Genomic DNA, 21558 nt, shown 5'->3' with positions numbered 1-21558 from the left:
AAGGCTGAAGAACTTATGCCTCAGCGCGCTTGATGCCGGAGCCCTCGATCTCGATGCCGACCTGCTCAGAAACCAGAACGCCACCGGTCTTCATTGGAGCCTGGAAGTCAACACCGAAGTCCTTGCGATTGATCTTGGTGGAAGCCTCGAAACCAGCGCGGACGTTGCCGAAAGGATCTTCCTCAACACCGAAGACTTCAACATCCAGGGTAACTGGCTTGGTGGTGTCGCGGATGGTCAGCTCACCATCGATGGTGCCGTTGCCATTCTCGTCCAGGTTGAACTTGGTGGAGGAGAACTTGATCTCTGGGTACTTGTCAACTGCAAAGAAGTCATCGCCGTGGACGTGTGCGTCGCGGTCGGAGCTGCCGGTGTTCACGGAAGCTGCCTGGATAACAACGTTGATGTTGCTGTTCTCTGGGTTCTCCTGGTCGATAACGACATCAGACGACCAATCGTCGAAGTGGCCGCGAACCTTGGTCACCATTGCGTGGCGAGCGGTGAAAGAAATCTTGGTGTGTGCTGGGTCCAGATCGTAGGTGCCGGTCAAGTTAGCCATGAAAATATACTCCTAAGTTTATGCTTTGTTCATTCTTACAGATGTTGCCTGCGCCAGTGCAGCGCGATACGGACTACGATAAGATGAAGTTGGTGACATGTCAACTCTAAATTTAAAGTAATTTTGGTTTGGGTTATAAATCACAGGTCAACTTGATAAAGTTTTTCAAAAGATACTAACCGATAGTAGGGTTGCTGATATGGCTACGGACGCACGATGGCTCAATGAAGAGGAACAAGACCTATGGCGCGCGATGCTCGCGACGACGAGGAAGATCAATCGTGCGATGGATGAAACCCTGCAAGCGGGCACAGATCTTTCCACTTCTGAATTTTCAGTCCTCGTGTCTCTGTCTGAATCAGAGGATTGTGAGATGCGCCTTCGGGATTTGTGTACAGACCTCGATTGGGATCGCTCACGCACCTCACACCAGATCACTCGCATGGAGCGCCGTGGGCTCGTCGAAAAGCGAAAAAGCCCTGGCGATGGCCGCGGAGTCGTCGTCTCTTTGACGGAGGAGGGCATGCGCCGACTTGAGCAAGCCGCGCCGGCGCACGTAGAAAGTGTGCGTCGCCTCGTGTTTGATCACATGCATCCGGAGGATGTTGAGCACCTTCGCCGCTGGATGGACGGTGTAGCACAGGTCAATAATGTGCCGGGAACGGCAGGCTTCAACGGAGCAGTGAACGCCAAGGCATAGGCGCTGTGACGTCTGGATCAGGGTAAAAATCAGGGTTGGCCCCGATGTATTTGTGCTTGTTAGCGAGTTAAATATGAACTAACAGGAACAAACATCAAGAAAGGCTATGACCATGAGCAACAACCCGCTCTCCAACAAATTGCAACGCTCCAGGAACGACCGCTACATCGCCGGTGTGTGTGGAGGCATCGCAGAGACCTACGGAATCAACGCAACTCTCGTTCGTCTCTTGTTCGTCGTAGCCACCCTGGCCGGATTCGCAGGCGTGCTGCTTTACATCGTCGCATGGATCCTCATGCCAGAAGCTCCGATTTAAACCCCGGTAAACACATCGGCCACCTTCCCCATTCTGGGTAGGTGGCCGAATTTATTGTTGCCTAGTATGCGCAGGCATCCGTCCAGTTCGGGTGCTTCGCCAGCGGCGTGACGTGAATGTTCATGTACTTGTACATCGGGAAATTCTGGAAGATGTCATGCAGCTCATCGTTGTCCGCAGCGTCATAGATGGAGTAGTTGGAGTACTCGCCGACGACGCGCCAGATGCCCTTCATCTTGCCCGAAGCCTGCAGCGAACCGGAGTATTCCTTCTCGCGCTTCTGAAAATCAGCGACCTGCTCAGGGGTCAAGTTATCGGGGAAATCAACGTCCATACGGGCAAGAAACAGCATGTGAAACCTTTCTTTTGCGACTATTACTTTCCTCGAGGATACCCGTGCGTGGCCGACTCGCGGTACTGACTCGGTGGTAGCCCGACCACCTTCTTAAACTCCTTCGCAAAATGAGCCTGATCGCTAAAACCGTTCGCCAGGGCGATCTCCGCCAAGCTCTTGGGCGAGTGCCGCAGTTGCTCCGCCGCGGTATGCAGGCGCCTGCGCTGAATGATCTTGTACGGAGTGACGCCGATATATCTCTCCGCCAGTCGATGCACCGTGCCCACCGAGACATTCAGCGCCTCCGCAATCTCCTCAATCTTCGTGATCTTGTCCGACACCTCGATCAGCGCCACCATTGCATTGGCCAGCAGAGCGAGCTCCGACGGGGGAGGAGAGTCACGTAGTCGCTTCTCGACGACACCCACGCCCGCCTCCAGCCCCTGTGCATCCACGGCGTTTTTCGTGCTCTCGTGCAGATGCGGGTCGTGGAGCGGAAGAAATCGATCCGCGAGCGACGCCGGGTCCTCGGTGAAAAGTGCAATACCCGCAGGCTGTAGCCTGGCGCCTACCACCCAACTCGTTCCTGCGAGCTCGTGCGCATAGGCCTGCGTGGTCGGGCAGGTAATTTTGATTGCGTCCGGTTCGATGGAGAGCTTCGAATCTGGATACGCCAAAATATGCTGCTGCGATGTGGAACCGAGAGACACCTCCCATGCGGACACCCACCACCAACGCACGAGGTCCTTGACGCACTCGTGCGGGGTAATGCGCCGAAATGTCGGAGGTTGCTCTTCTGGGTAGAGCCGCCCGCGGGTGTGCTCACTCATGGCACAAATCTACAAGACTCACATGGTCTGCGCCCGATAACTTTAGAAGTATGAACCAGCCACAACAGGCCGTCACCGGCCAATACACAACCAACGGAACCCCCAACGAATACACCTCGATCACGCCTTTTCTTGCCCTAGCAGACCCGGCGGGTGCTATTAAGTTTTATGAAGAAGTCTTTGGCGCCACAACCGCCTCCACTACCGCCTTTGATGGCGTCATCGTCCACGCAGAAATCGACTTCCCCTCGGGTCGACTGCAGTTGGGCGCGCCTTCTGCAGAGACCGAAATGGCCGCCCCGGACGGATCGCCCGTCACCTTCTCGCTGACCCACTATTGCCCCAACGTCGACGAGGTTGCGGAACTTGCCGAAGCCCGGGGCGCTCGAGTGCGCGAGCCCGTTGCCTATTTTGCCAGTGGAGATAGGTACTGCAGCCTCGTTGATCCCTTCGGAGTGCGCTGGAGCATCATGACCCGCGTCGAGGACTACAGCGACGCCGAATCGGGGGCGAAGGTGAACGAGTTTCACGGCCTCTAAGTACTTTTGTAGCCAAAACTAGGTGCAGTACGCAAGATATTATCATTACTTGACCTGGGCTTTTGGTTTTCGTCGTGCGTTAGGTACGCTCGGCCCGGACCTAACGCACGACGAAATATAAAACCGCAGGTCGCACAAAGGTAATATCTTGCAAAGTGCACCTTTTTAAACTTTCAAGCAAAAAATGTGCGGTTTCAAACGTTTAATGTTTGAAAACGCACACTTTATTTGTGTCCCCGACAGGGATCGAACCTGCGACCTTCGGTACCGGAAACCGATGCTCTAATCCGCTGAGCTACGGAGACAAAATCCGCCGGAAGAAGCAACACGCTAACCGCACGCTGGTAGTTCTCACGACGGATATGACTTTAGCACGGGGTGGTGCAGGGCTTAAATCACACCCCGGTCACACCCCAAGCAGACCCCGAAAACCTATCCGCGCTGCGAAGACCAGTAGCCCGGGGCATCGGACGGGCCGGTATCGCCGGTGCGCAGGTAGTTGACCACGATGTCGTCGACAACTGGGTTGCCTGCCGCGACGTGGCCGTGGCCTGGACCGTGCACGGTGAGCACATGAGCGCCCATCTTGTTGGCCATGTAGTGGCGCTCGCTGTAAATCGTCTGGGCATCGTCGGTGCCCGAGATCTGCAGCGGACGAGTCTCAAGCTGGGAACCGTCGAGAGGCTGCACTCCGGTCACTGGTGCGTAGCCGTTGCAGGTGACACCAGCACCGTAGCCCAAGTTATAAGGAATGCGACCATTCTTCATCACGTAGGTGCCCCACACGTACTCAGGAATCAGCGCGTAGTTCGGGGGAGTGACGTTCTCGTTGCAAGTCTGCAGGTACATAAACGCCACGGAGTTGAGCTGCGAGATGGCCATTGCATCGAGCTCTTCCTGGCTGTACTGACCGTAGGCCTCGTTCATTTCAGCCTCGGTAGTACCTGGTAGGGACTCGATGCCCGCGATGTGATTGGCCAGCTCGTGCCACATGCTCGGTGCCGCCATCAGCTGGACGGTGGCTTGCCAGGTAATGGAGGTGGCTTCGCCATCGCTGCCGTTCATGGTGGTGTTCGCCAGGCTCTCTGCCTGCGAACTTGGCACGTTCAGTGCGGTCATCGCGTCGGCGCCCGCTTCGCCAGCCCATGCGACATCGGCAGGAAGATCGCCAACCTGAGCCTGAGGCGGAAGCAGGGTAGGAGTAGTGCCCGATTCGGCAAGGACTCGCTTGCCCCAGGTGTTGTACACCTTCAACGGGGTATCGCCCATGCCATAAAGGTCATTGTTGTTCGCGGCGTAGCCGAAGAATTGGTACAGCGAGCGCTGCATGGCAGGACGCTGGTTGAGCACGAGCTCGTTCCACTTGGTCTCCGGGTTCATCGCCGAGTCGAGGACTAGGCGGTCGACGCGATCCGGGTGGCGCGTTGCGTAGACCGAGCCGAGATACGTGCCATAAGACAGACCCAGGATGGAGATGGACTCAAGATCGAGTGCGCGGCGCACCATCTCCCAGTCCTCTGCGGTGTTCGCAGTGGTCAGCGTACGCACGTAGCCAGGGTCGGATTTCTCGCAGGCGCGCAGGAACATCGATGTTGGAGCGACGAAGTTGTCCAACATGTCCTGTGGGGAGCCCTCAATGCCCTCGCAGCGGATCTGGGTGGAGCCGGCGAGACCACGAGGCTGCACGCCGATGACATCCCACTCTTCTGAGATGCCGGCAGGCAACGGGTACGCCTCGGGGCTCGCAGCCATCGGGTACACGCTGCCACCAGGACCGCCAGGATTGACGAACAGGCTGCCTCGGCGCGCAGCGGGATTGTCGGCTGGGTTGCGCACAAATCCGACGGAAATGGTCGGCCCTGCAGGATCGGCGTAGTCGCGTGGCACGTCGATGCGTCCACATTCAGCGGAGGCATCGGTGACTTCAGCGGGACACGCTTCCCACGTAATCGGGGAAGTTCCTGCCTCGGTCTGAGCGTCGGCGGCGGGCGCGATCAGCCCAACAGCGAGTAATGCAGTGGCAAGTGCGCCACCGGCCGAGCGCGTTGCGCGTTTCCTTATTGACTTGGCGGGATTTCGCATGGGACCTTCCAGGGAAAATTCAGGGACGCACCTCATAATAGGACCTGCGCGCGTGATACGCGGCACGGGAAACAATGACAGCAAAGTCACCGGTTGTACCTACCTAGTGGAATAGGTCGGCAACCGGTGGTTTTGTGTATAAATCATATTAGTTACACCTTTTTAGTCCGCCCCGTCACCGGCCGAAACCTCCCCCTGAACGGGCGGGAGGGACCCTGCTTCGGTAAAAGAGACCTGAGTAAATTAAACTCATGCCTCATGACCCCTGCTGATTTGGCTGCACATATTAAAGACACTGCCGTGCGCGTGCTTGAGTCGCACGACTTGGATTCCTCGGTTGTCCCCGAAACCGTGACCGTTGAGCGCCCACGCAACCCGGAGCATGGCGATTACGCCACCAATATTGCGCTCCAGGTGGCCAAGAAGGCAGGTACGAATCCGCGTGAGCTCGCGGGATGGCTTTGCGACGAGCTCGCCTCCTCCCCTGAGATCGATTCGGCAGAAGTAGCTGGACCCGGCTTTATTAACCTGCGCCTCGCTGCAGCCGCGCAGGGCTCGATCGTCTCCGAGGTCTTGGAGCAGGCAGAAAGCTTCGGTAACTCCGCGATCTACGCTGATCAGAAGATCAACCTGGAGTTTGTCTCGGCGAACCCGACCGGCCCGATCCACCTCGGTGGCACCCGTTGGGCAGCTGTGGGTGACTCCCTCGGACGCGTCCTCGAAGCTGCGGGCGCTGAGGTGACCCGCGAGTACTACTTCAACGATCACGGCGAGCAGATCAACCGCTTCGCTCGTTCCCTGGTAGCAGCTGCCAAGGGGGAGCCCACCCCAGAAGATGGTTACGGAGGGGACTACATCACTGAGATTGCAGAGGCGGTCGTCGCAAAGCGTCCTGATGCTCTTGAGGGCGAGGCCGCAACCGTTGAGGAGACCTTCCGCGCTGAGGGTGTGGAGATGATGTTTGAGCACATCAAGACCTCCTTGCATGATTTCGGGACCGACTTTGATGTCTTCTTCCACGAGAACTCGCTGTTCGAGTCGGGTGCGGTGGATAAGGCGATTGAGCGCCTGAAGGATAACGGCAATCTCTATGAAGCTGATGGTGCGTGGTGGTTGCGCTCGAGCAACTTTGGCGACGACAAGGACCGCGTGGTGATTAAGTCGGACGGCAACCACGCCTACATCGCCGGCGATATTGCGTACGTGGCTGACAAGTTTGACCGTGGCCATGATCTGGCGATCTACATGCTCGGCGCCGATCACCACGGCTATATCGCGCGCCTGAAGGCTGCCGCGGCGGCACTGGGCTATAACCCGGAGCAGGTCGAGGTCCTCATTGGTCAGATGGTCAACCTGCTGCGCGACGGCAAGGCAGTGAAGATGTCGAAGCGTGCAGGTACCGTGATCACACTCGATGACCTGGTGGACGCCATTGGTGTCGATGCTGCGCGTTACTCCCTGGTGCGCTCGAGCGTGGACTCTTCCCTAGATATTGACCTGAGCCTGTGGGCATCGCAGTCCAGCGACAACCCGGTGTACTACGTGCAATACGGCCATGCGCGCCTGTGCTCGATCAAGCGCAAGGCCGACGAGCTTGGCGTCTCGCGCGAGGGCGCTGACCTTTCCTTGCTTACCCATGAAAAGGAGGGCGACCTGATTCGCACTCTGGGTGAATTCCCCGAGGTCGTCGAGGCTGCGGCGACGCTGCGTGAGCCACACCGGATTGCTCGTTACGCGGAAGAACTGGCGGGTGTGTTCCACCGCTTCTATGATGCATGCCAGATCCTGCCCAAGGCAGGGGAGGAAGCTCAACCAATCCACTCTGCTCGCCTGGCTTTGGCAGCAGCAAGCCGTCAAGTCCTTGCGAACGCGCTGGGTCTTGTAGGCGTGACTGCTCCGGAAAGAATGTAAAGGACACCGATGACTGAATCTCTATCGAAACTGTCCAACGAAGGCTTCAACGAACTGCCTTCGCATGTGTGGCCGCGTAATGCGTGCCGCCAGGAAGACGGCGTCGTTACTATCGCCGGCGTGCCGCTGCCAGAAATCGCCGAGGAGTACGGCACACCTGTATTCGTCGTCGACGAGGACGACTTCCGTTCCCGCTGCCGCGACATGGCCGAAGCCTTTGGTGGGCCATCCAACGTGCACTACGCATCGAAGGCGTTTTTAACCCGTCGCATTGCCCGCTGGGTGGACGAAGAAGGCCTCTCGCTCGACGTCGCCAGCGAGAACGAGCTGCGTCTCGCGCTCGCCGCTAACTTCCCGGCAGCGCGGATCACCGCGCACGGAAACAACAAGACTGCGTCCTTTTTGCGGCTGTGTGTCACTGCCGGAGTGGGCCACGTTGTCATCGATTCCGCCCAGGAGCTTGAACTGCTGGACATGATCGCGCGCAGCGAGAACGCCACCCAGGAAGTCTGGATCCGCGTTAAGCCGGGTGTCGAGGCGCACACCCACGAGTTCATTGCCACCAGCCACGAGGACCAGAAGTTCGGCTTCTCCCTGGCCTCCGGCTCTGCATGGGCAGCAGCAGTAGCCGCCCAAAATGCGGAAAACCTTGAGCTCTCCGGCCTGCATTGCCACGTCGGCTCGCAGGTTTTCGACGCCGACGGTTTCAAGCTCGCCGCCGAGCGCGTGCTCGAGCTCTACTCGCGCATCCATGCGGAACTGGGCATTAGCCTGCCGTACCTAGACTTGGGCGGCGGCTATGGCATCGCGTATACCGAAGACGAGCAGCCCCTCGACGTGAACGCAGTGGCGCAGGACTTGCTCACCTCCGTGGGCAAGATGGCCGCCGAACTCGGCATCGAGGCGCCCACCGTCGTGGTCGAACCCGGTCGCGCAATCGCCGGCCCATCCACCGTGACGGTCTATGAGGTAGGCACCATCAAAGACGTGCATGTCGACGACGAGACCACCCGCCGCTACATCTCCGTCGATGGCGGCATGAGCGATAACATCCGCCCAGCTCTCTACGGCTCGGAATACGACGCCCGAGTAGTCAGTCGCTTTACCGACGAGGAGCCGATCACCTCTCGCGTTGTGGGTTCACACTGCGAGTCCGGTGACATTATTATCAACAACGCGCAGTACCCATCGGACGTGGCCACCGGCGACTTTATGGGTGTCGCCGCAACAGGCGCATACTGCTACGCCATGAGCTCCAACTACAACCTGTTCGGTCGCCCCGCCGTGGTCAGCGTGCGTTCGGGTCAGGTGACGCCGATGTTGAAGCGCGAAACTATCGACGATTTTCTCGCGCGGGAGTCTTTTGAGGCTTAAGTGCCGGAAGTTTCCTAACTGAATATAATTTCACACCGCACTGAACACCTCGATACTGCACTCGGTACACTGTGACAAGTGTGCCTTGCGCCCACCTTTATGCTCGAGACAACTACAGGAGAATCATGACTGCGACTACAGCCCCATCCAGCAACGGTAAGGTGTTCGACAAATCTGTCGGAGTGGCCGTGCTCGGCATGGGTACCGTCGGTACTGAGGTCCTGCGCCTTATCGCCGAGAACCCGAACGCCTACGCCAACCGAATCGGAGGCCGAATTGAGCTCAAGGGTGTTGCAGTCTCGGACTTGTCCAAGCCACGCCCGGGAGTAGACCCAGCACTGCTCACCGATGATGCTGAGGCCCTGATCAACCGCGATGACGTCGACATTGTTGTCGAGGTCATCGGTGGCATCGAGTACCCGCGCAAGCTCATCCTGCAGGCACTTCAGGCAGGCAAATCCGTTGTCACCGCGAACAAGGCACTTGTAGCTGCTCACGCAAGCGAGCTCGGCGAGGCCGCAGACAAGGCTGGTGTTGACCTCTACTTCGAGGCTGCTGTGGCAGCGGCGATCCCAGTCGTCGGCATGCTGCGTCGCTCCCTTGCGGGTGATCAAATTCAGCGCATCTCCGGTATTGTCAACGGCACCACGAACTTCATCCTCGACGCGATGGCCACCACCGGTGCTACTTACGAGGATGCGCTGGCAGAGGCCACCCGTTTGGGCTACGCCGAGGCTGATCCGACCGCGGACGTCGAGGGCCACGATGCCGCATCCAAGGCAGCCATCTTGGCCTCCCTGGGCTTCCACACCCGCGTCACCTTCGATGACGTGCACTGCGAAGGCATCACGAATATCACCGCGGAAGACATCGCCGCTGCGAGCGAGGCCGGCTACACCATCAAGTTGCTTGCCATTTGCGAGAAGCTTGTCGACGAGAACGGCAACAAGTCGGTCAACGCGCGCGTTCACCCCACGCTGGTTCCTAACGAGCACCCACTGGCCACGGTGGATAAGTCCTACAACGCTATTTTCGTCGAAGCAGAGGCAGCTGGTCGTCTGATGTTTTATGGCAACGGCGCCGGTGGCGCTCCTACCGCTTCTGCCGTGCTCGGCGACGTTATCGGCGCTGCACGCAACAAGGTCCACGGTGGCCGTGCGCCAGGGGAGAACCCTTACGCAAATCACCCAATCGCTGATTTCGGTGAGGTCACCACCCGCTACCACATCGACATGAATGTGGTGGATCGCCTGGGTGTGCTTTCCTTGATCGCGGATCACTTTGCGAAGGCCGGTATCTCCCTGCGCACGGTGCGCCAGGAAGAAGCCGAGGACGAGACCGTCGCACGCCTGATCGTGGTCACCCACGAGGCCCTGGAGAAGGATCTGCGCGCGATTGTCACTGAGCTCGAGGGCACCGAAGATGTCCTGGAAGTTCGTTCCGTCATTCGCCTTGATGTTTAGTGATTTTTAAGGGGTAATCCGTGAGCAATGAACTAAAGGTTGGTCTAAAAGCCACCGTGACCATGCCTGGTTCCTCCGCGAACCTGGGCCCTGGCTTTGACACCTTGGGTCTGGCAGTAGGCATCTACGACACGGTCGAGGTAGAGGTGACTGAGTCCGGTCTTGTCGTAGAGATTCATGGTGAAGGCGAAGATGACCTCCCGCGAGATTCAAGCCACCTGGTCGTCAAAGCCATCCGGTCTGGATTAACTGCTGCGGGTGTAACCGTGCCTGGGCTGAAAGTGACTTGTACGAATAATATTCCTCAGTCCCGTGGCCTGGGCTCTTCGGCGGCTGCGGCGGCCTCCGGTGTGGTGGCGGCTAACGCTCTTGCCGGTAGCCCCTTGGATACCGATCAGATCGTGCAGTTGGCCTCGGCTTTTGAGGGCCACCCCGATAACGCCGCTGCCTCGATCTTGGGCAATGCCGTCGTGTCGTGGACCGATATCCCCGTCGACGGTAAGTCTCAACCGACGTACCGCGCCGTGGGCATCGACGTGCACAAGGACATCAAAGCAATTGCTTTAGTTCCTGATTTCCATGCCTCCACTGTCGCTGTGCGCCGTGTTCTGCCCGACCATGTGACGCACCTTGATGCGCGTTTCAATGTTTCCCGCGTCGCCGTGATGACGGTGGCGCTGCAGCACCACCCCGAGCTGCTGTGGGAAGGCACCCGAGATCGCCTGCACCAGCCGTACCGCGCGGATGTACTACCGGTGACAGCAGAGTGGGTCAACCGGCTGCGCAACCGTGGTTATGCGGCGTATCTGTCGGGCGCGGGTCCAACCGTGATGCTCCTGAGCACCGAAGAAGTTGATCCGCGGATCCTCGACCAGGCACGCGAAGACGGACTTCGCGTCCTGGAACTCGACGTGGCCGGCCCGATGCGCGTTGAGGTTACTGGCCTTTAAGCTGGTTAACCTCAACGGCGCATTGCTGCGCGTTCTTAAACGGCAGCAGCTTCACGTTGACGCGGTGAGAACCTGTTGAGGAACCCTGCGCGGTTTCCTGGAGGAAGCCGCTGTGCACGGCGCACACAAACGCCGACGGTTTCTTGCCCGGCTCGGAGACGAAGGGGCAGGCATTCAAAGAAAGCTCAGCGGAGTCTTTCTTCGTGTCTGATTCCACCGCCGGGTCGAAGCCCATGTCGCGCAACCGGTGGAAAAGCAGCGGCAAGGCATCGGAGACCGAATCCCACTCGTGATCGCTTGATCCCATCTTCTGTGCCCACTTTTTGCCAATCGCCTGGGCCTGTTCGAACGACTTCTCGGAGAGCTGTCGGCTGCTGTGACCAGCATCGTCGCTGGCCTGAGTGCCTTCGTCGAGAAGCGAAACAAGCACCTCGATGAGGTTGATGTATTCATCAGCGATGGTCTGATTGTCCGGGACGCGGACGTGGAACACCAACGAGGGGCGACCCCGGCCCTCCGCGGGGGCGGTGGTGACTTGGACTGCGCCCTTGAGCACGAGCTCGTCGAGGTGGCCGCGGGCGGTGTTGACGTGCATGCCCAGTTCCGCGGCAACATCGGAGGCGCGGGCGCCATTATCGAATTCCTGCAGCGTGCTTAAAACTTCAGCCTGCTTCGGGCTGAGGCGGAGCGACTCGGGGAAGAGCTCGGTCGCGGGGCGAGGAACACTCTGCTGCGTCATGGCAGGCAGCACCTTTCAACTAAGAAGTACTCTGGTTGACTTCAACACCCGTGTGAAGGCGCTGAGGGTGAACCGAAATATTCAATGCTTTTGTTACGCACTCTACGGTGACCCCGGCCTCTAGCCCAAGTTCGAGCGCTGATTCTCGTGTCACAGGGACCGAAATTTTCTGCGGATCTCGACCATCTGAGTCGCCGATACTCACGAACACAGTCACTGCTGGCTGCGCTGGAGTTGTGTCCATACTTTCGATGACACCCCGCCAGACGTTACGCGCTGACTCTTGTGGGGCACGAGTGCCCGAAGCTAACTCCGAGGGCAGTCGAAGAGTGGTGGCTGATGGTGGGAAGGTGGCTACGATGGGCTTTCCCTGACCAAGGGCATCGGGTGAGACGCTTCGATCGATTAACTTGCCACGCATGGAGATACCAGACGCATTAAAGCTAACAATGCCATCATTTACAGAAACGATAATACCCATAAGGCGGTTTAAACCAGAAATTCCGGCCACAAAACTTGTTGCAGGAACCTCCAATTGACGTTTCGTGTCGCCAGCGCTGACCACTTGTCCGCGCTCCATCACAATGAGATGCTCGGACAGTCCGGCGATGTCGAGTGGATTGTGCGTGATCAAAATGGTGGTGCGGTCGGGAGCGATCGCGCGTAGCACGTGGCGCCAGGCTCGGGCCGAAGCAACGTCGACCGCGGCGAGGGGCTCGTCGAGAATAAGTACCGCAGGACGCGCAGACAGCGCCCGCACCAACGCGACCTGGGCTGCCTGCCCGCCCGACAGCGCAGCCACGGGAGTATCGGCGAGCTCTGCCAACCCTGCCGCGCCAAGCAACGCGCGTGCCTCGTTCTCGTTTTGCGTCACCATGGCAATGGCACCGACCACGGTGGTGGTCCGGGGCAGACCGGGCCGCTGGGTCAGCAACACGACGCCGCGCTTGTGCGCAGGCAGTGGCCTCTGATCATGCTTATCGACGACCCGACCGCCGATCGTGACTTCTGCACCCGTGAGGCGTCCGGCGATCTGGCCGACCAGTGTTGTCTTTCCTGAGCCGTTGGGTCCAATGATGGCGGTGATGCGGTCGGCGGGGATGTCTGTGCCATTGATGGTGACACCGACTCCGGTTGTAGCGGGGCGCGTGAGTTCTCTGAGTTTTGCGGTGTCGATTTCTCCGATCTCGCGGGCTTCGGGGGAGTGCTGCTTCCGAAACAGTGGGGGCAAGGACGCAATAATCAGCGAGAGCACTGCTAGGACGATCAAAATGGCAGAGAGTGCGTAGGCAGCGGCCTGATCAGTCTCGCGCTCGAGATAGATCCCCAGCGACATGGTGCGTGTCACCCCAGGCATGGAGCCTGCGAACGTGAGCGTGGTGCCGAATTCGCCCAGCGAGCGGGCAAAGGCTAAGCCAGCTGCGGTCGCGATGGAAGGCGCAATCGCAGGCAGGGTGATCCGCCAAGCGATCTGATTGGGAGTCAACCCAATACCCGCCGCAGAGGCGGGGATTTCCCGGTCAATTTGGCGTAGCGCCGAATCGAGAGTGACCACAACAAAGGGCAACGCGATAAAGACGTGTGCTGCGACGACACCGGGAAAAGCGAAAGCGAATTGGAGGTTGAGCGCGTCGAGAAGAGGCGAGAGCAGTCCGCGCCGGCCGATTAAGGCGGTCAACCCCAATCCGGCGACGACCGGAGGCATGGCCAAAGGCAACAAGATGAGCAGCCGCACGACTCTGGCCCCGCGGCGCAAATGCTGCACCCACATTGCCAGCGGCAGGCCAAGCGCCAGAGTTACCAGTGTGGAGAGCACGGCGGCGCTGAGAGTGATTCGCAGCAGCTCGAGCGTGTCGGGGCTGCGGAGAATCTCCCCGAGGCTAGCCCAGGGCACCCGGATCCCGAGTGCTAGGACAGGGCCGATGATCCAGACCAACGCGATCGCTCCCACGATCGCCACGAAGGTGGGAGCGGGTGCAGGGGCAAGACGGGGTGCGCGAGACATCAGTAGTTCTTAAGCGACAGGAGTGAATCCGTAATTAGCCCACACACCAGCCATCTCATCGCCCATAATCACGTCGAAGAGTTCTTGAGCCTGCTCAGGATTCTCAGAATTCGTGGTGACGGCAACCACAAGAGAGTTCGGGAAGTCTTCTGCCTGAGGGATCTCAATGACTTCTACCTCGGCGCCTGCAGCGGCCGCATCCGTGCGGTAAACCCACCCAGCATCGGCTTCACCGGAAGTCACCTTGCCGAGCGTGTCCGAGACGGAATGCTCCAGCGAAACGGGGTTGACCACGAGATTATTAGCCTCGATGAGACGCTCGGACACGGTGCCACACGGCACCTGCGGGTCGCACAGGACCAGGTTAACGTCGCCTTGCAGGTCTTCCACGGACTCTATGCCGGCAGGATTTCCTGCTGGAACGACCATCACCATCGAGTTGGTCGCCACCACCTCGGGGTCTGTGACGGACTCATTGTCCAGCGCCTTGTCCATGTTTTCCTGATCGGCGGTGATCAAGATATCGGCTGGTGCGCCGTCGGCTAGTTGTTGGACAAGTGTCGACGAGCCCGCGTTGACGAATTCGAGGTCCATCCCCGATTTCTGCACCAAATCGTCGTTAAGCACGCGCGTCGACGCGGCCCCCAACACCGTGAGCGTGGCGGATTCGTCGCTTGTCGACGAAGCCCCCGTGGACTCCTCGGAGCTGCAACCGGCAAGGACGAGGGCGCAGCTGGCAGCAATGGCAAGAACCGATGTGAAACGACGCAACATGGAAGATCCTCTTCTTCGGAAAATTCTGGACAAATTCCATCGTAGCGAATCGCGTTCGGCAAATCTTGAAGATAACCCCCTCTAATTCCGTATGAGCGGAATCAAAGGGGGCGTTGGGGCGAGTTCGCGAACTAGGCGCCGCGTGACGGTGTTTGGTTATTCCCGTCGAGCTGTTCCGTGTTGGAACGGATTGGCTCCCATGCGTCGTGGCGACGACGTGGCGTGGTGCGGGTATCGCGGGAGCGGTAGACCACGTACGGGCGACCAACGTAACCGATCGGTGCGGAGAACGCGTGCACCAGGCGGGTAAACGGCCAGATTGCAATCAAGGTGAAACCGGCGATGACGTGGACCTTGAACTCCCACGGCACATCCAGCATGAGCTCCGGCTGCGGGTTGAAGATGAGCAGCTGGCGCAACCACGGAGAGATAGTCTCGCGGTAGTCGTAGCCATGGCCGCCGCCGAAGAGCTGCAGCGAGACTGTGGCGAAGAAGCCCGAGACGATGGCCAGACCCAAGAAGAGGTACATCACCTTGTCCGAGCGCGACGTGGACAAGAACACGGAGCGGTTGACAATCCTGCGGTAGAGCAGGCCGGCGAGGCCGAGGACGACCATGATTCCGGCGATCGTGCCCGGGATCGTGGCAATCCAGTGATACGCGGTGTCACTGATGCCAATCGCGCGGGTCCAGGACTTCGGAATGGCCAAGCCCATCAGGTGGCCGATAACCACGAAGACCATGCCCCAGTGAAACAGCGGCGAGGAAAGGCGCAGCAGTTTTGATTCATAAATCTGCGAGGAGTGGGTTGTCCAACCGAACTGGTCGGTGCGCCAGCGCCAGAAAATACCAATGAAAAAGGCAGCGATGGCAAGCCACGGAAAAGCGACCCACAAGAATTCTTCAATGTTCATTGTTAATCCTTAAAGATGGTCAGGTTGAGCAGTAGGAAAAGGAAGCTGTTGGACATCGATTCCCACCAGCTCAGCCGGCGGGCCAGAGCGAATGAGCTCGACATATCGGTCGATGGTCTCTTCATCGATCTGCGGCAACGCCATGCACACCGCCGTAATCACATGCTGATATGGGGATTCGACATTGACCAGTGCTGAGCGCAGCACCTCGATTCCGTCGCGATGGCTCGAGACCATCTCGACGGCGTGACGGTGGCTCTCGTCATCAGTCATCGCCATCGCCTCGAGGAGCACACACAGGTGGTCCGGCAGCTCGTCGGAAATCTCCTCCAGGCCCAAGCCCTCGAGCTGTTGGCGAAACGCAAGGATTGCTGCCCCGCGCTGGCGGGTATCACCGACGGCATAATAAGACAGAAACAGCGAGCACCGGCGACGCTGGTCGAAGGTTTCCACATAGTGTTCTTCGATCCCGCGCAGCCCCATAAGTCGAGCGGCCTCCAAGAACGTGTGGAATTGCTCCGCGATCGGCCCCGGCAAGTCGTCCACTTGGGCCTCGACCGCGGCGATAATCTCCGCCGCGTTCTCGCCCGGGTAGCGCAGCAGCAGCGAGGCCATCATGGCGACGACCTTGCGTTGCTGTTCGCTTAAGCGCACCGGGCTGACAAGTTTCTCAGGCACGATGCCGGTATGAGTGCGGTTCATACTCATTCGTCCTTCTTCGGTGGGAACATCGAATCCGGGCGATCACCGCTCCAGGACAGCAGGCTCACCTTGCCGCCCTGACTGTTTTCAGCCTCGGTGTGGCACGCGGAAGGCGCGCCCTCGCCGAGATTCGGCAGGGTATCCATGCTCGACGGGTCGACGCCGCCAAATGGATCCAGGCTGGAAATGCCACGAGGAGACTCAGGGGAGGTCGTAGGAATCACGTAGCGATCGTCGTACTTCGCAATTGCGAGCAGGCGATACATTTCCTGGATCTTCTCACCGGTCATTCCGACGGCTTCAGCGATCTGTTCCTGCGGCTCGTCGCCAAGCGAAATGTCGCGCATGTACGAGCGCATCGCCGCTAGACGACGAAGGGACAGCTCCACTGGAGCGGTATCTCCGGCAGTAAAAAGACCTGCGAGGTACTCAAGCGGGATGCGCATATTCGAGATCGCGGACAGGAGAACCTTGTGATCCTCGCCGTCGTTACCCGTGCTGGTCACCGAATCAACGATGGGGGACAGCGGCGGGATGTACCAAACCATAGGCAGGGTGCGGTACTCCGGGTGCAGCGGAAGGGCGACGCCGTACTTGAAGATCAAGTCGTAGATGGGGGAGGCCTTGGCCGCATCCAGCCACGAGTGCGGGATGCCCGCATTCACAGCTTCGCGGAAGACCTCTGGGTCGTGTGGATCCAGGAAGATGCTCTTCTGAGCTTCCAACAGGTCCTTTTCGTCCGGAGTAGATGCTGCCTCGGCGACGCGGTCAGCGTCGTAGAGCAAAACACCCAGGTAGCGCAGGCGACCCACACAAGTCTCCGAGCACACCGTCGGCTGACCGACCTCGATGCGTGGGTAGCACAGCGTACATTTCTCAGCCTTGCCCGACTTGTGGTTGAAGTAGACCTTCTTATAAGGACAACCCGAGACACACATGCGCCAGCCGCGGCACTGGTCCTGGTCGACCAACACGATGCCGTCCTCGGAGCGCTTGTACATCGCGCCGGACGGACACGAGGACACACACGTCGGGTTGAGGCAGTGCTCGCAGATGCGAGGCAGGTAGAACATGAAGGACTCTTCGATCTCGTGAGCCACGTGCATGTTCATCTGCTCGAGGATCGGGTCCTGATCCACGGTAGCGGAGGTGCCACCGAGGTTATCGTCCCAGTTCGAGGACCATTCCACCTTGTTGATCGGCTTGCCGGTCAACTGCGACAGGGGCTGCGCGGTCGGCTGGGTCTTTTGACCCTTCGGAGCGGCCAAAAGCGCGTCGTACTCGTAGGTCCACGGCTCGTAGTAGTCGTCGATAGTGGGCATCTTCGGGTTGTGGAAGAGCGTGAGCAGCTTCTTGATCCGGCCGCCGGAACGTGGCTTGAGCTTGCCGTTGGATGTGCGGACCCAACCGCCTTCCCACTTCTCCTGATCTTCCCAACCACGTGGGTACCCCAGACCAGGCCGGGTTTCGACGTTGTTGAACCAAATGTATTCAGTGCCTTGGCGGTTTGTCCACGCCTGCTTACAGGTCACGGAACAAGTGTGACAGCCGATGCACTTGTCCAGGTTCATGACCATGCCGATTTGAGCCATAACTCGCATTAGTATTGCACCTCCTGGGAGCGGCGACGGATGCGTGTGACCTCGTCGCGGTTGTTTCCGGTTGGGCCGATGTAGTTGAAGTAGTAGGACAGGTGGCCATACCCGCCAGCTACGTGCAGTGGCTTAATCGTGATACGCGTCAGAGAGTTGTGCGTACCGCCACGCCTTCCTGAGCGTTCGTTGAGCGGTGTACCCACGGTGCGTTCCTGCGCGTGGTTCATAATCGCAGTGCCCTCTGGGATGCGGTAGGAGACAATCGCGCGGGCAGAAACCACGCCGTTGCGGTTGTAGACCTCAATCCACTCGTTGTCGGCCACGCCGATCTTCTTGGCATCCTTGTCCGACATCCACACGACCTGGCCACCACGAGAGATGGACAACAGGTGCAGGTTGTCGAAGTATTGCGAGTGAATCGACCACTTGTTATGCGGGGTGAGGTAGCGCACAGTGATCTCAGGGTTGCCGTCCTCGCCCTCGACGATCTGACCAGGTGCGGTCTCGCCGTTGAGGCGGAGACGATCAACCGGAGGTTTGAACATGGGCAGCTGCTCGCCGTAGTCAATGAACCAGTCGTGGTCGAGGAAGTAGTGCATGCGCCCCGAGAGAGTGTTCCACGGTTTACCCATTTTCAGGTTCAACGAGAACGCGGTGTAGCGCTTGCCGTCGCGCTTGTCACCCGACCATTCCGGCGAGGTGATCACCTCCTGTGGACGTTCCTTAATCTCGTCCCAGTTGATGCGCACATCCTCGGTTCCCTCCCAGAACTCGCGGTTATTGGTGCCCATCAACTCTCCGAGGCGCTCAAAACCGTCCTTGGCTACCTCGCCGTTGGTCACGCCAGACAGGTGCATGATCGTCTGCGCGGCCTTGATATCCGTGCTGACGTGGGGCCTTTCTCCTGCGCTGTCCGTATGCCTCTTGCCCAGCATGGAGTACAACTCATCGACCTGTTTACCCACGTTGAATGGGGTGCCGTGGACGTTACTGCCAGCCTGGGCGGTCAGAGGGCCGAAGGTGATCCACTTTTCGTAGATCTTTGTGTAGTCACGCTCGACCGGAACCAGCTGTGCCATTGTTTGGCCAGGGACAAGGCCGACTTCCTTGACATCCGGGACGATACCGTTGGCCATCAGCGGGTTGATCTCGTCTGGCGAGTCATGATTGATCGGCTTGGTCACAATATCGGTCTGGGTGCCCAGCCACTTTTCGGACATGCGTGACAAGGCGTCGGCGAGGTCGCGGAAGACCTCAAAGTCGGTGCGTGCCTCCCATGGCGGGTTGATCGCCGCGTTGAAGGGGTGCATGAACGGGTGCATATCCGTCGACGAAATATCGTGCTTCTCGTACCAGGTTGCGGCAGGCAGCACGATGTCGGAGACCAGCGTCGTCGAGGTGTTACGGAAGTCGGTGGTCATCATCAGGTCCAACTTGCCGTGTGGCGCCTCATCCTGCCAGCGGATCGTCTTTGGACGCTCGCCTTCTTTGAGTTCTGGGGCCGAGGCATCCGAATCCACACCCAACATGTGACGCAGGAAGAATTCGGTGCCCTTGGCCGACGAACCCATGAGGTTGGTGCGCCAGTTCAGCAGGATGCGAGGCCAGTTTTCCTTCGCATCCGGATCCTCGGCGGCGAATTCCATGCGGCCGCTTTCCAGCTCGTCGACAATGTAATCCTTGACGTCCATATTCTTGGCAGCGGCCTCGTCGGCAAGCAAGAGCGGATTGCGGTTGAACTGCGGGAACGACGGCATCCAACCGCGTTTCATGGATTCGACGAGCGTTTCCGAGAGCAGCTTGTCGTCGGCGGCGCCGTACTTGGCCAAAGGCGAGGCCATGCGTGAGGCCTTGGAATTGTCGTAGCGCCACTGGGAGGTGGTCAGGTAGTAGAAGCCGGTGGTGATCATCTGGCGCGGCGGACGGTTCCAGTCGTTCGCAAAGGCGTACTGGCCCCAACCGTTCTGCGCGCGCAGCTTTTCCTGGCCCACGTAGTGCGCCCAGCCACCACCGTTGACACCCTGGGTGCCGCACATGGAGGTCAGCGCCAGGAAGGTGCGGTAGATGGAATCGGCGTTGACGTAGTGGTTAACACCAGCACCCATGATGATCTGCGAGCGGCCCTCAGAGTCAGCCGCGTTCTGGGCGAACTCGGTGGCGATGCGCTCCACCTGAGCGGTGGGAACGCCGGTGCGCTCCTCGGCCCATGCTGGTGTGCCCACCTCGGTGGCATCGTTGAAGTCTGCTGGCCACGAGCCTGGCAGGTTCAACTCTGGGCGATTGACACCGTAGTGTGCGAGCAAGATATCGAAGACGGTAGCGACCTTGCGACCATTGACCACGCGGTAGGGCACACCGCGGTGCACCACACCGGCGCCGATGGGGCCGTCGGAGTCGAGGTCTTCCTCGGAGGCATCCATGTCAAAGCGCGGCATGAGGATCTCCGCGGTACCCTCGACGCCAGCATCGGCCACGGACATGATCGGCGTGACACCCTCCTGGTTGAGGTTCCAGCGGCCCGGCTCGGTTTTGTAGTGGTCGGCAAGCGTGCCACCTGGGTCGACGATTCTGCCGTCGGCTTCCATGTTGAGCAGGCGGTAGTTCGCATTATCTTGACTTGGCAGGGTGGCCAGGGCCTCGTCGCTAAGCTTATCGGCGGTGAGGAACTTGCCGGCCGTGACGGTGCCGTCCTCGTTCTCGTCGAGGGTGACGAGGAACGGCGAGTCCGTGTACTTCTTCATGTACTCGAGGAAGTACGGGGTTTGCTGTCCCACGTGGAACTTCTTCAAGATGACATGGCCCATCGCGAACGCCAGGGCACCGTCAGCGCCGGTGGAGATGCGTACCCATTCGTCGGCGAACTTCGCGGCGTCGTTGTAGTCCGGGGAGACCGAGACGATCTTGGTGCCCTTGTAGCGGACCTCTGCCATGAAGTGGGAGTCCGGGGTACGGGTGACCGGGATGTTGGAGCCCCACATCATGAGATACGAGGAGTTGTACCAGTCGCCGGATTCCGGCACGTCGGTCTGATCTCCGAAAGTCTGCGGGGAGGCTGGTGGGAGATCGGCGTACCAGTCGTAGAAGGAGAGCTGCATGCCGCCGATCAAGCCGAGGAAGCGCGTGCCCGATGCATACGAGACCTGCGACATTGCCGGAATCACGGTAAAGCCGGCGATGCGGTCGGGGCCCCACTGGCGAATGGTGTACACGTGCGCGGCCGCGGCCATCTCGATTGCTTCGTTGTAATCGATGCGCACCAGGCCGCCCTTGCCGCGCTGTGAGACATACGCATGACGCTTATCGGGGTCTTCCTGGATTTCGCGCCAGGCCAGGACGGCATCACCGTCGTTGTTCTTCTTGGCTGCACGGAACATATCGACGAGCACACCGCGCGCATAGGGGTAGCGGATGCGGGTCGGCGAGTAGGTGTACCAGGAGAAGGACGCACCACGTGGGCATCCACGTGGTTCGTATTCCGGCATGTCGGGGCCGGTGGTGGGGTAGTCCACGGCCTGGGATTCCCAAGTGATCACGCCGTCTTTGACGTAGACCTTCCACGAACACGACCCGGTGCAGTTCACGCCGTGCGTGGAGCGCACCATCTTGTCGTAGGACCAGCGGTTGCGGTAGAACACGTCCGCTTGGCGTCCACCCTTGAGGAAGATCTGCTGACCCGACTCTGTGGTGTCACCCTTGCGGACGTAGCCGCCGAGGTTGAAAAGCAGGTTGTCCGCAGATGACGCTTGATGTGATGTGGTCATTGAGAGTTCC

The 21558-nt window shown here is 59.3% G+C and carries 18 protein-coding genes and 1 tRNA gene; 7 read left to right on the top strand and 12 right to left on the bottom strand.

The window, feature by feature from the left end; translation table 11 throughout:
- Nucleotides 1–13 precede the first annotated feature (13 nt).
- Nucleotides 14–559 (bottom strand): YceI family protein, encoded by a 546-nt coding sequence (locus A37O_RS0101985; RefSeq protein WP_018295814.1) that lies wholly within the window; start codon nt 557–559, stop codon nt 14–16.
- 199 nt (nt 560–758) lie between these two features.
- On the opposite strand from A37O_RS0101985, the gene A37O_RS0101980 reads away from it, so the two are divergent.
- Nucleotides 759–1259, top strand: a complete 501-nt coding sequence (locus A37O_RS0101980) for a MarR family winged helix-turn-helix transcriptional regulator (protein ID WP_018295813.1) — start codon at nt 759–761, stop codon at nt 1257–1259.
- Nucleotides 1260–1365: 106 nt separating this feature from the next.
- Nucleotides 1366–1575, top strand: a complete 210-nt coding sequence (locus tag A37O_RS0101975) for a PspC domain-containing protein (protein ID WP_018295812.1) — start codon at nt 1366–1368, stop codon at nt 1573–1575.
- A 61-nt stretch (nt 1576–1636) separates the two neighbouring features.
- Here the strand turns inward: A37O_RS0101975 and A37O_RS0101970 are convergent, their stop codons facing one another.
- Nucleotides 1637–1927 (bottom strand): muconolactone Delta-isomerase, encoded by a 291-nt coding sequence (locus A37O_RS0101970; protein WP_018295811.1) that lies wholly within the window; start codon nt 1925–1927, stop codon nt 1637–1639.
- Nucleotides 1928–1950: 23 nt separating this feature from the next.
- Complete coding sequence (locus A37O_RS0101965; protein WP_018295810.1) at nt 1951–2739, bottom strand: helix-turn-helix transcriptional regulator; 789 nt, start codon at nt 2737–2739, stop codon at nt 1951–1953.
- 50 nt (nt 2740–2789) lie between these two features.
- Here A37O_RS0101965 and A37O_RS0101960 point away from each other — a divergent pair, with 50 nt between their 5' ends.
- Nucleotides 2790–3278, top strand: a complete 489-nt coding sequence (locus A37O_RS0101960) for a VOC family protein (RefSeq protein WP_018295809.1) — start codon at nt 2790–2792, stop codon at nt 3276–3278.
- Between the two features lie 231 nt (nt 3279–3509).
- Here the strand turns inward: A37O_RS0101960 and A37O_RS0101955 are convergent.
- Together A37O_RS0101955 and A37O_RS0101950 are read right to left on the bottom strand one after the other, a co-directional pair.
- Nucleotides 3510–3583 (bottom strand) — tRNA-Arg (locus A37O_RS0101955).
- A gap of 127 nt (nt 3584–3710) precedes the next feature.
- Nucleotides 3711–5360, bottom strand: coding sequence for an alpha/beta fold hydrolase (locus A37O_RS0101950; RefSeq protein ID WP_018295808.1), 1650 nt, complete (start codon nt 5358–5360; stop codon nt 3711–3713).
- Between the two features lie 258 nt (nt 5361–5618).
- On the opposite strand from A37O_RS0101950, the gene argS reads away from it, so the two are divergent.
- The 4 genes from argS (at nt 5619) to thrB (ending at nt 11058) form a co-directional block, all read left to right on the top strand.
- Nucleotides 5619–7271: an arginine--tRNA ligase gene (gene argS, locus A37O_RS0101945; protein WP_018295807.1), complete on the top strand. Its 1653-nt coding sequence runs from the start codon at nt 5619–5621 to the stop codon at nt 7269–7271.
- Nucleotides 7272–7280: 9 nt separating this feature from the next.
- Entirely contained in the window at nt 7281–8645 is a 1365-nt protein-coding gene (gene lysA, locus A37O_RS0101940) for a diaminopimelate decarboxylase (protein ID WP_018295806.1), read from the top strand.
- A gap of 125 nt (nt 8646–8770) precedes the next feature.
- A complete protein-coding gene (locus A37O_RS0101935) occupies nt 8771–10108 on the top strand; it encodes a homoserine dehydrogenase (protein ID WP_018295805.1) in 1338 nt (445 codons plus the stop codon).
- 20 nt (nt 10109–10128) lie between these two features.
- Nucleotides 10129–11058 carry a homoserine kinase gene (gene thrB, locus A37O_RS0101930; protein ID WP_018295804.1) on the top strand — a complete coding sequence of 310 codons (930 nt, stop codon included), beginning with the start codon at nt 10129–10131 and terminating at the stop codon, nt 11056–11058.
- On the opposite strand, the gene A37O_RS14415 is transcribed toward thrB, so the two are convergent.
- From A37O_RS14415 to A37O_RS0101895, 7 genes are all read right to left on the bottom strand, one after another.
- Nucleotides 11045–11797, bottom strand: coding sequence for a helix-turn-helix transcriptional regulator (locus tag A37O_RS14415; protein ID WP_018295803.1), 753 nt, complete (start codon nt 11795–11797; stop codon nt 11045–11047). The two genes, thrB and A37O_RS14415, sit on opposite strands and share 14 nt — an antisense overlap.
- 19 nt (nt 11798–11816) lie before the next feature.
- Entirely contained in the window at nt 11817–13802 is a 1986-nt protein-coding gene (locus A37O_RS0101920; protein ID WP_018295802.1) for an ATP-binding cassette domain-containing protein, read from the bottom strand.
- 9 nt (nt 13803–13811) lie between these two features.
- Nucleotides 13812–14576 carry a molybdate ABC transporter substrate-binding protein gene (gene modA / locus A37O_RS0101915; protein WP_018295801.1) on the bottom strand — a complete coding sequence of 255 codons (765 nt, stop codon included), beginning with the start codon at nt 14574–14576 and terminating at the stop codon, nt 13812–13814.
- Nucleotides 14577–14707: 131 nt separating this feature from the next.
- Nucleotides 14708–15490, bottom strand: coding sequence for a respiratory nitrate reductase subunit gamma (narI, locus tag A37O_RS0101910; protein ID WP_018295800.1), 783 nt, complete (start codon nt 15488–15490; stop codon nt 14708–14710).
- A gap of 9 nt (nt 15491–15499) precedes the next feature.
- Nucleotides 15500–16192 (bottom strand): nitrate reductase molybdenum cofactor assembly chaperone, encoded by a 693-nt coding sequence (narJ, locus tag A37O_RS0101905; RefSeq protein ID WP_018295799.1) that lies wholly within the window; start codon nt 16190–16192, stop codon nt 15500–15502.
- A 2-nt stretch (nt 16193–16194) separates the two neighbouring features.
- Entirely contained in the window at nt 16195–17793 is a 1599-nt protein-coding gene (gene narH, locus A37O_RS0101900) for a nitrate reductase subunit beta (protein WP_018295798.1), read from the bottom strand.
- Nucleotides 17793–21548, bottom strand: coding sequence for a nitrate reductase subunit alpha (locus tag A37O_RS0101895; RefSeq protein ID WP_018295797.1), 3756 nt, complete (start codon nt 21546–21548; stop codon nt 17793–17795). Before A37O_RS0101895 ends, narH begins: the two co-directional genes overlap by 1 nt.
- Nucleotides 21549–21558: the final 10 nt, after the last annotated feature.

This window comes from Corynebacterium lubricantis DSM 45231, from assembly GCF_000379425.1.
GTDB classification, from domain to species: domain Bacteria; phylum Actinomycetota; class Actinomycetes; order Mycobacteriales; family Mycobacteriaceae; genus Corynebacterium; species Corynebacterium lubricantis.
This window is presented reverse-complemented; position numbering and strand designations above follow the sequence as displayed.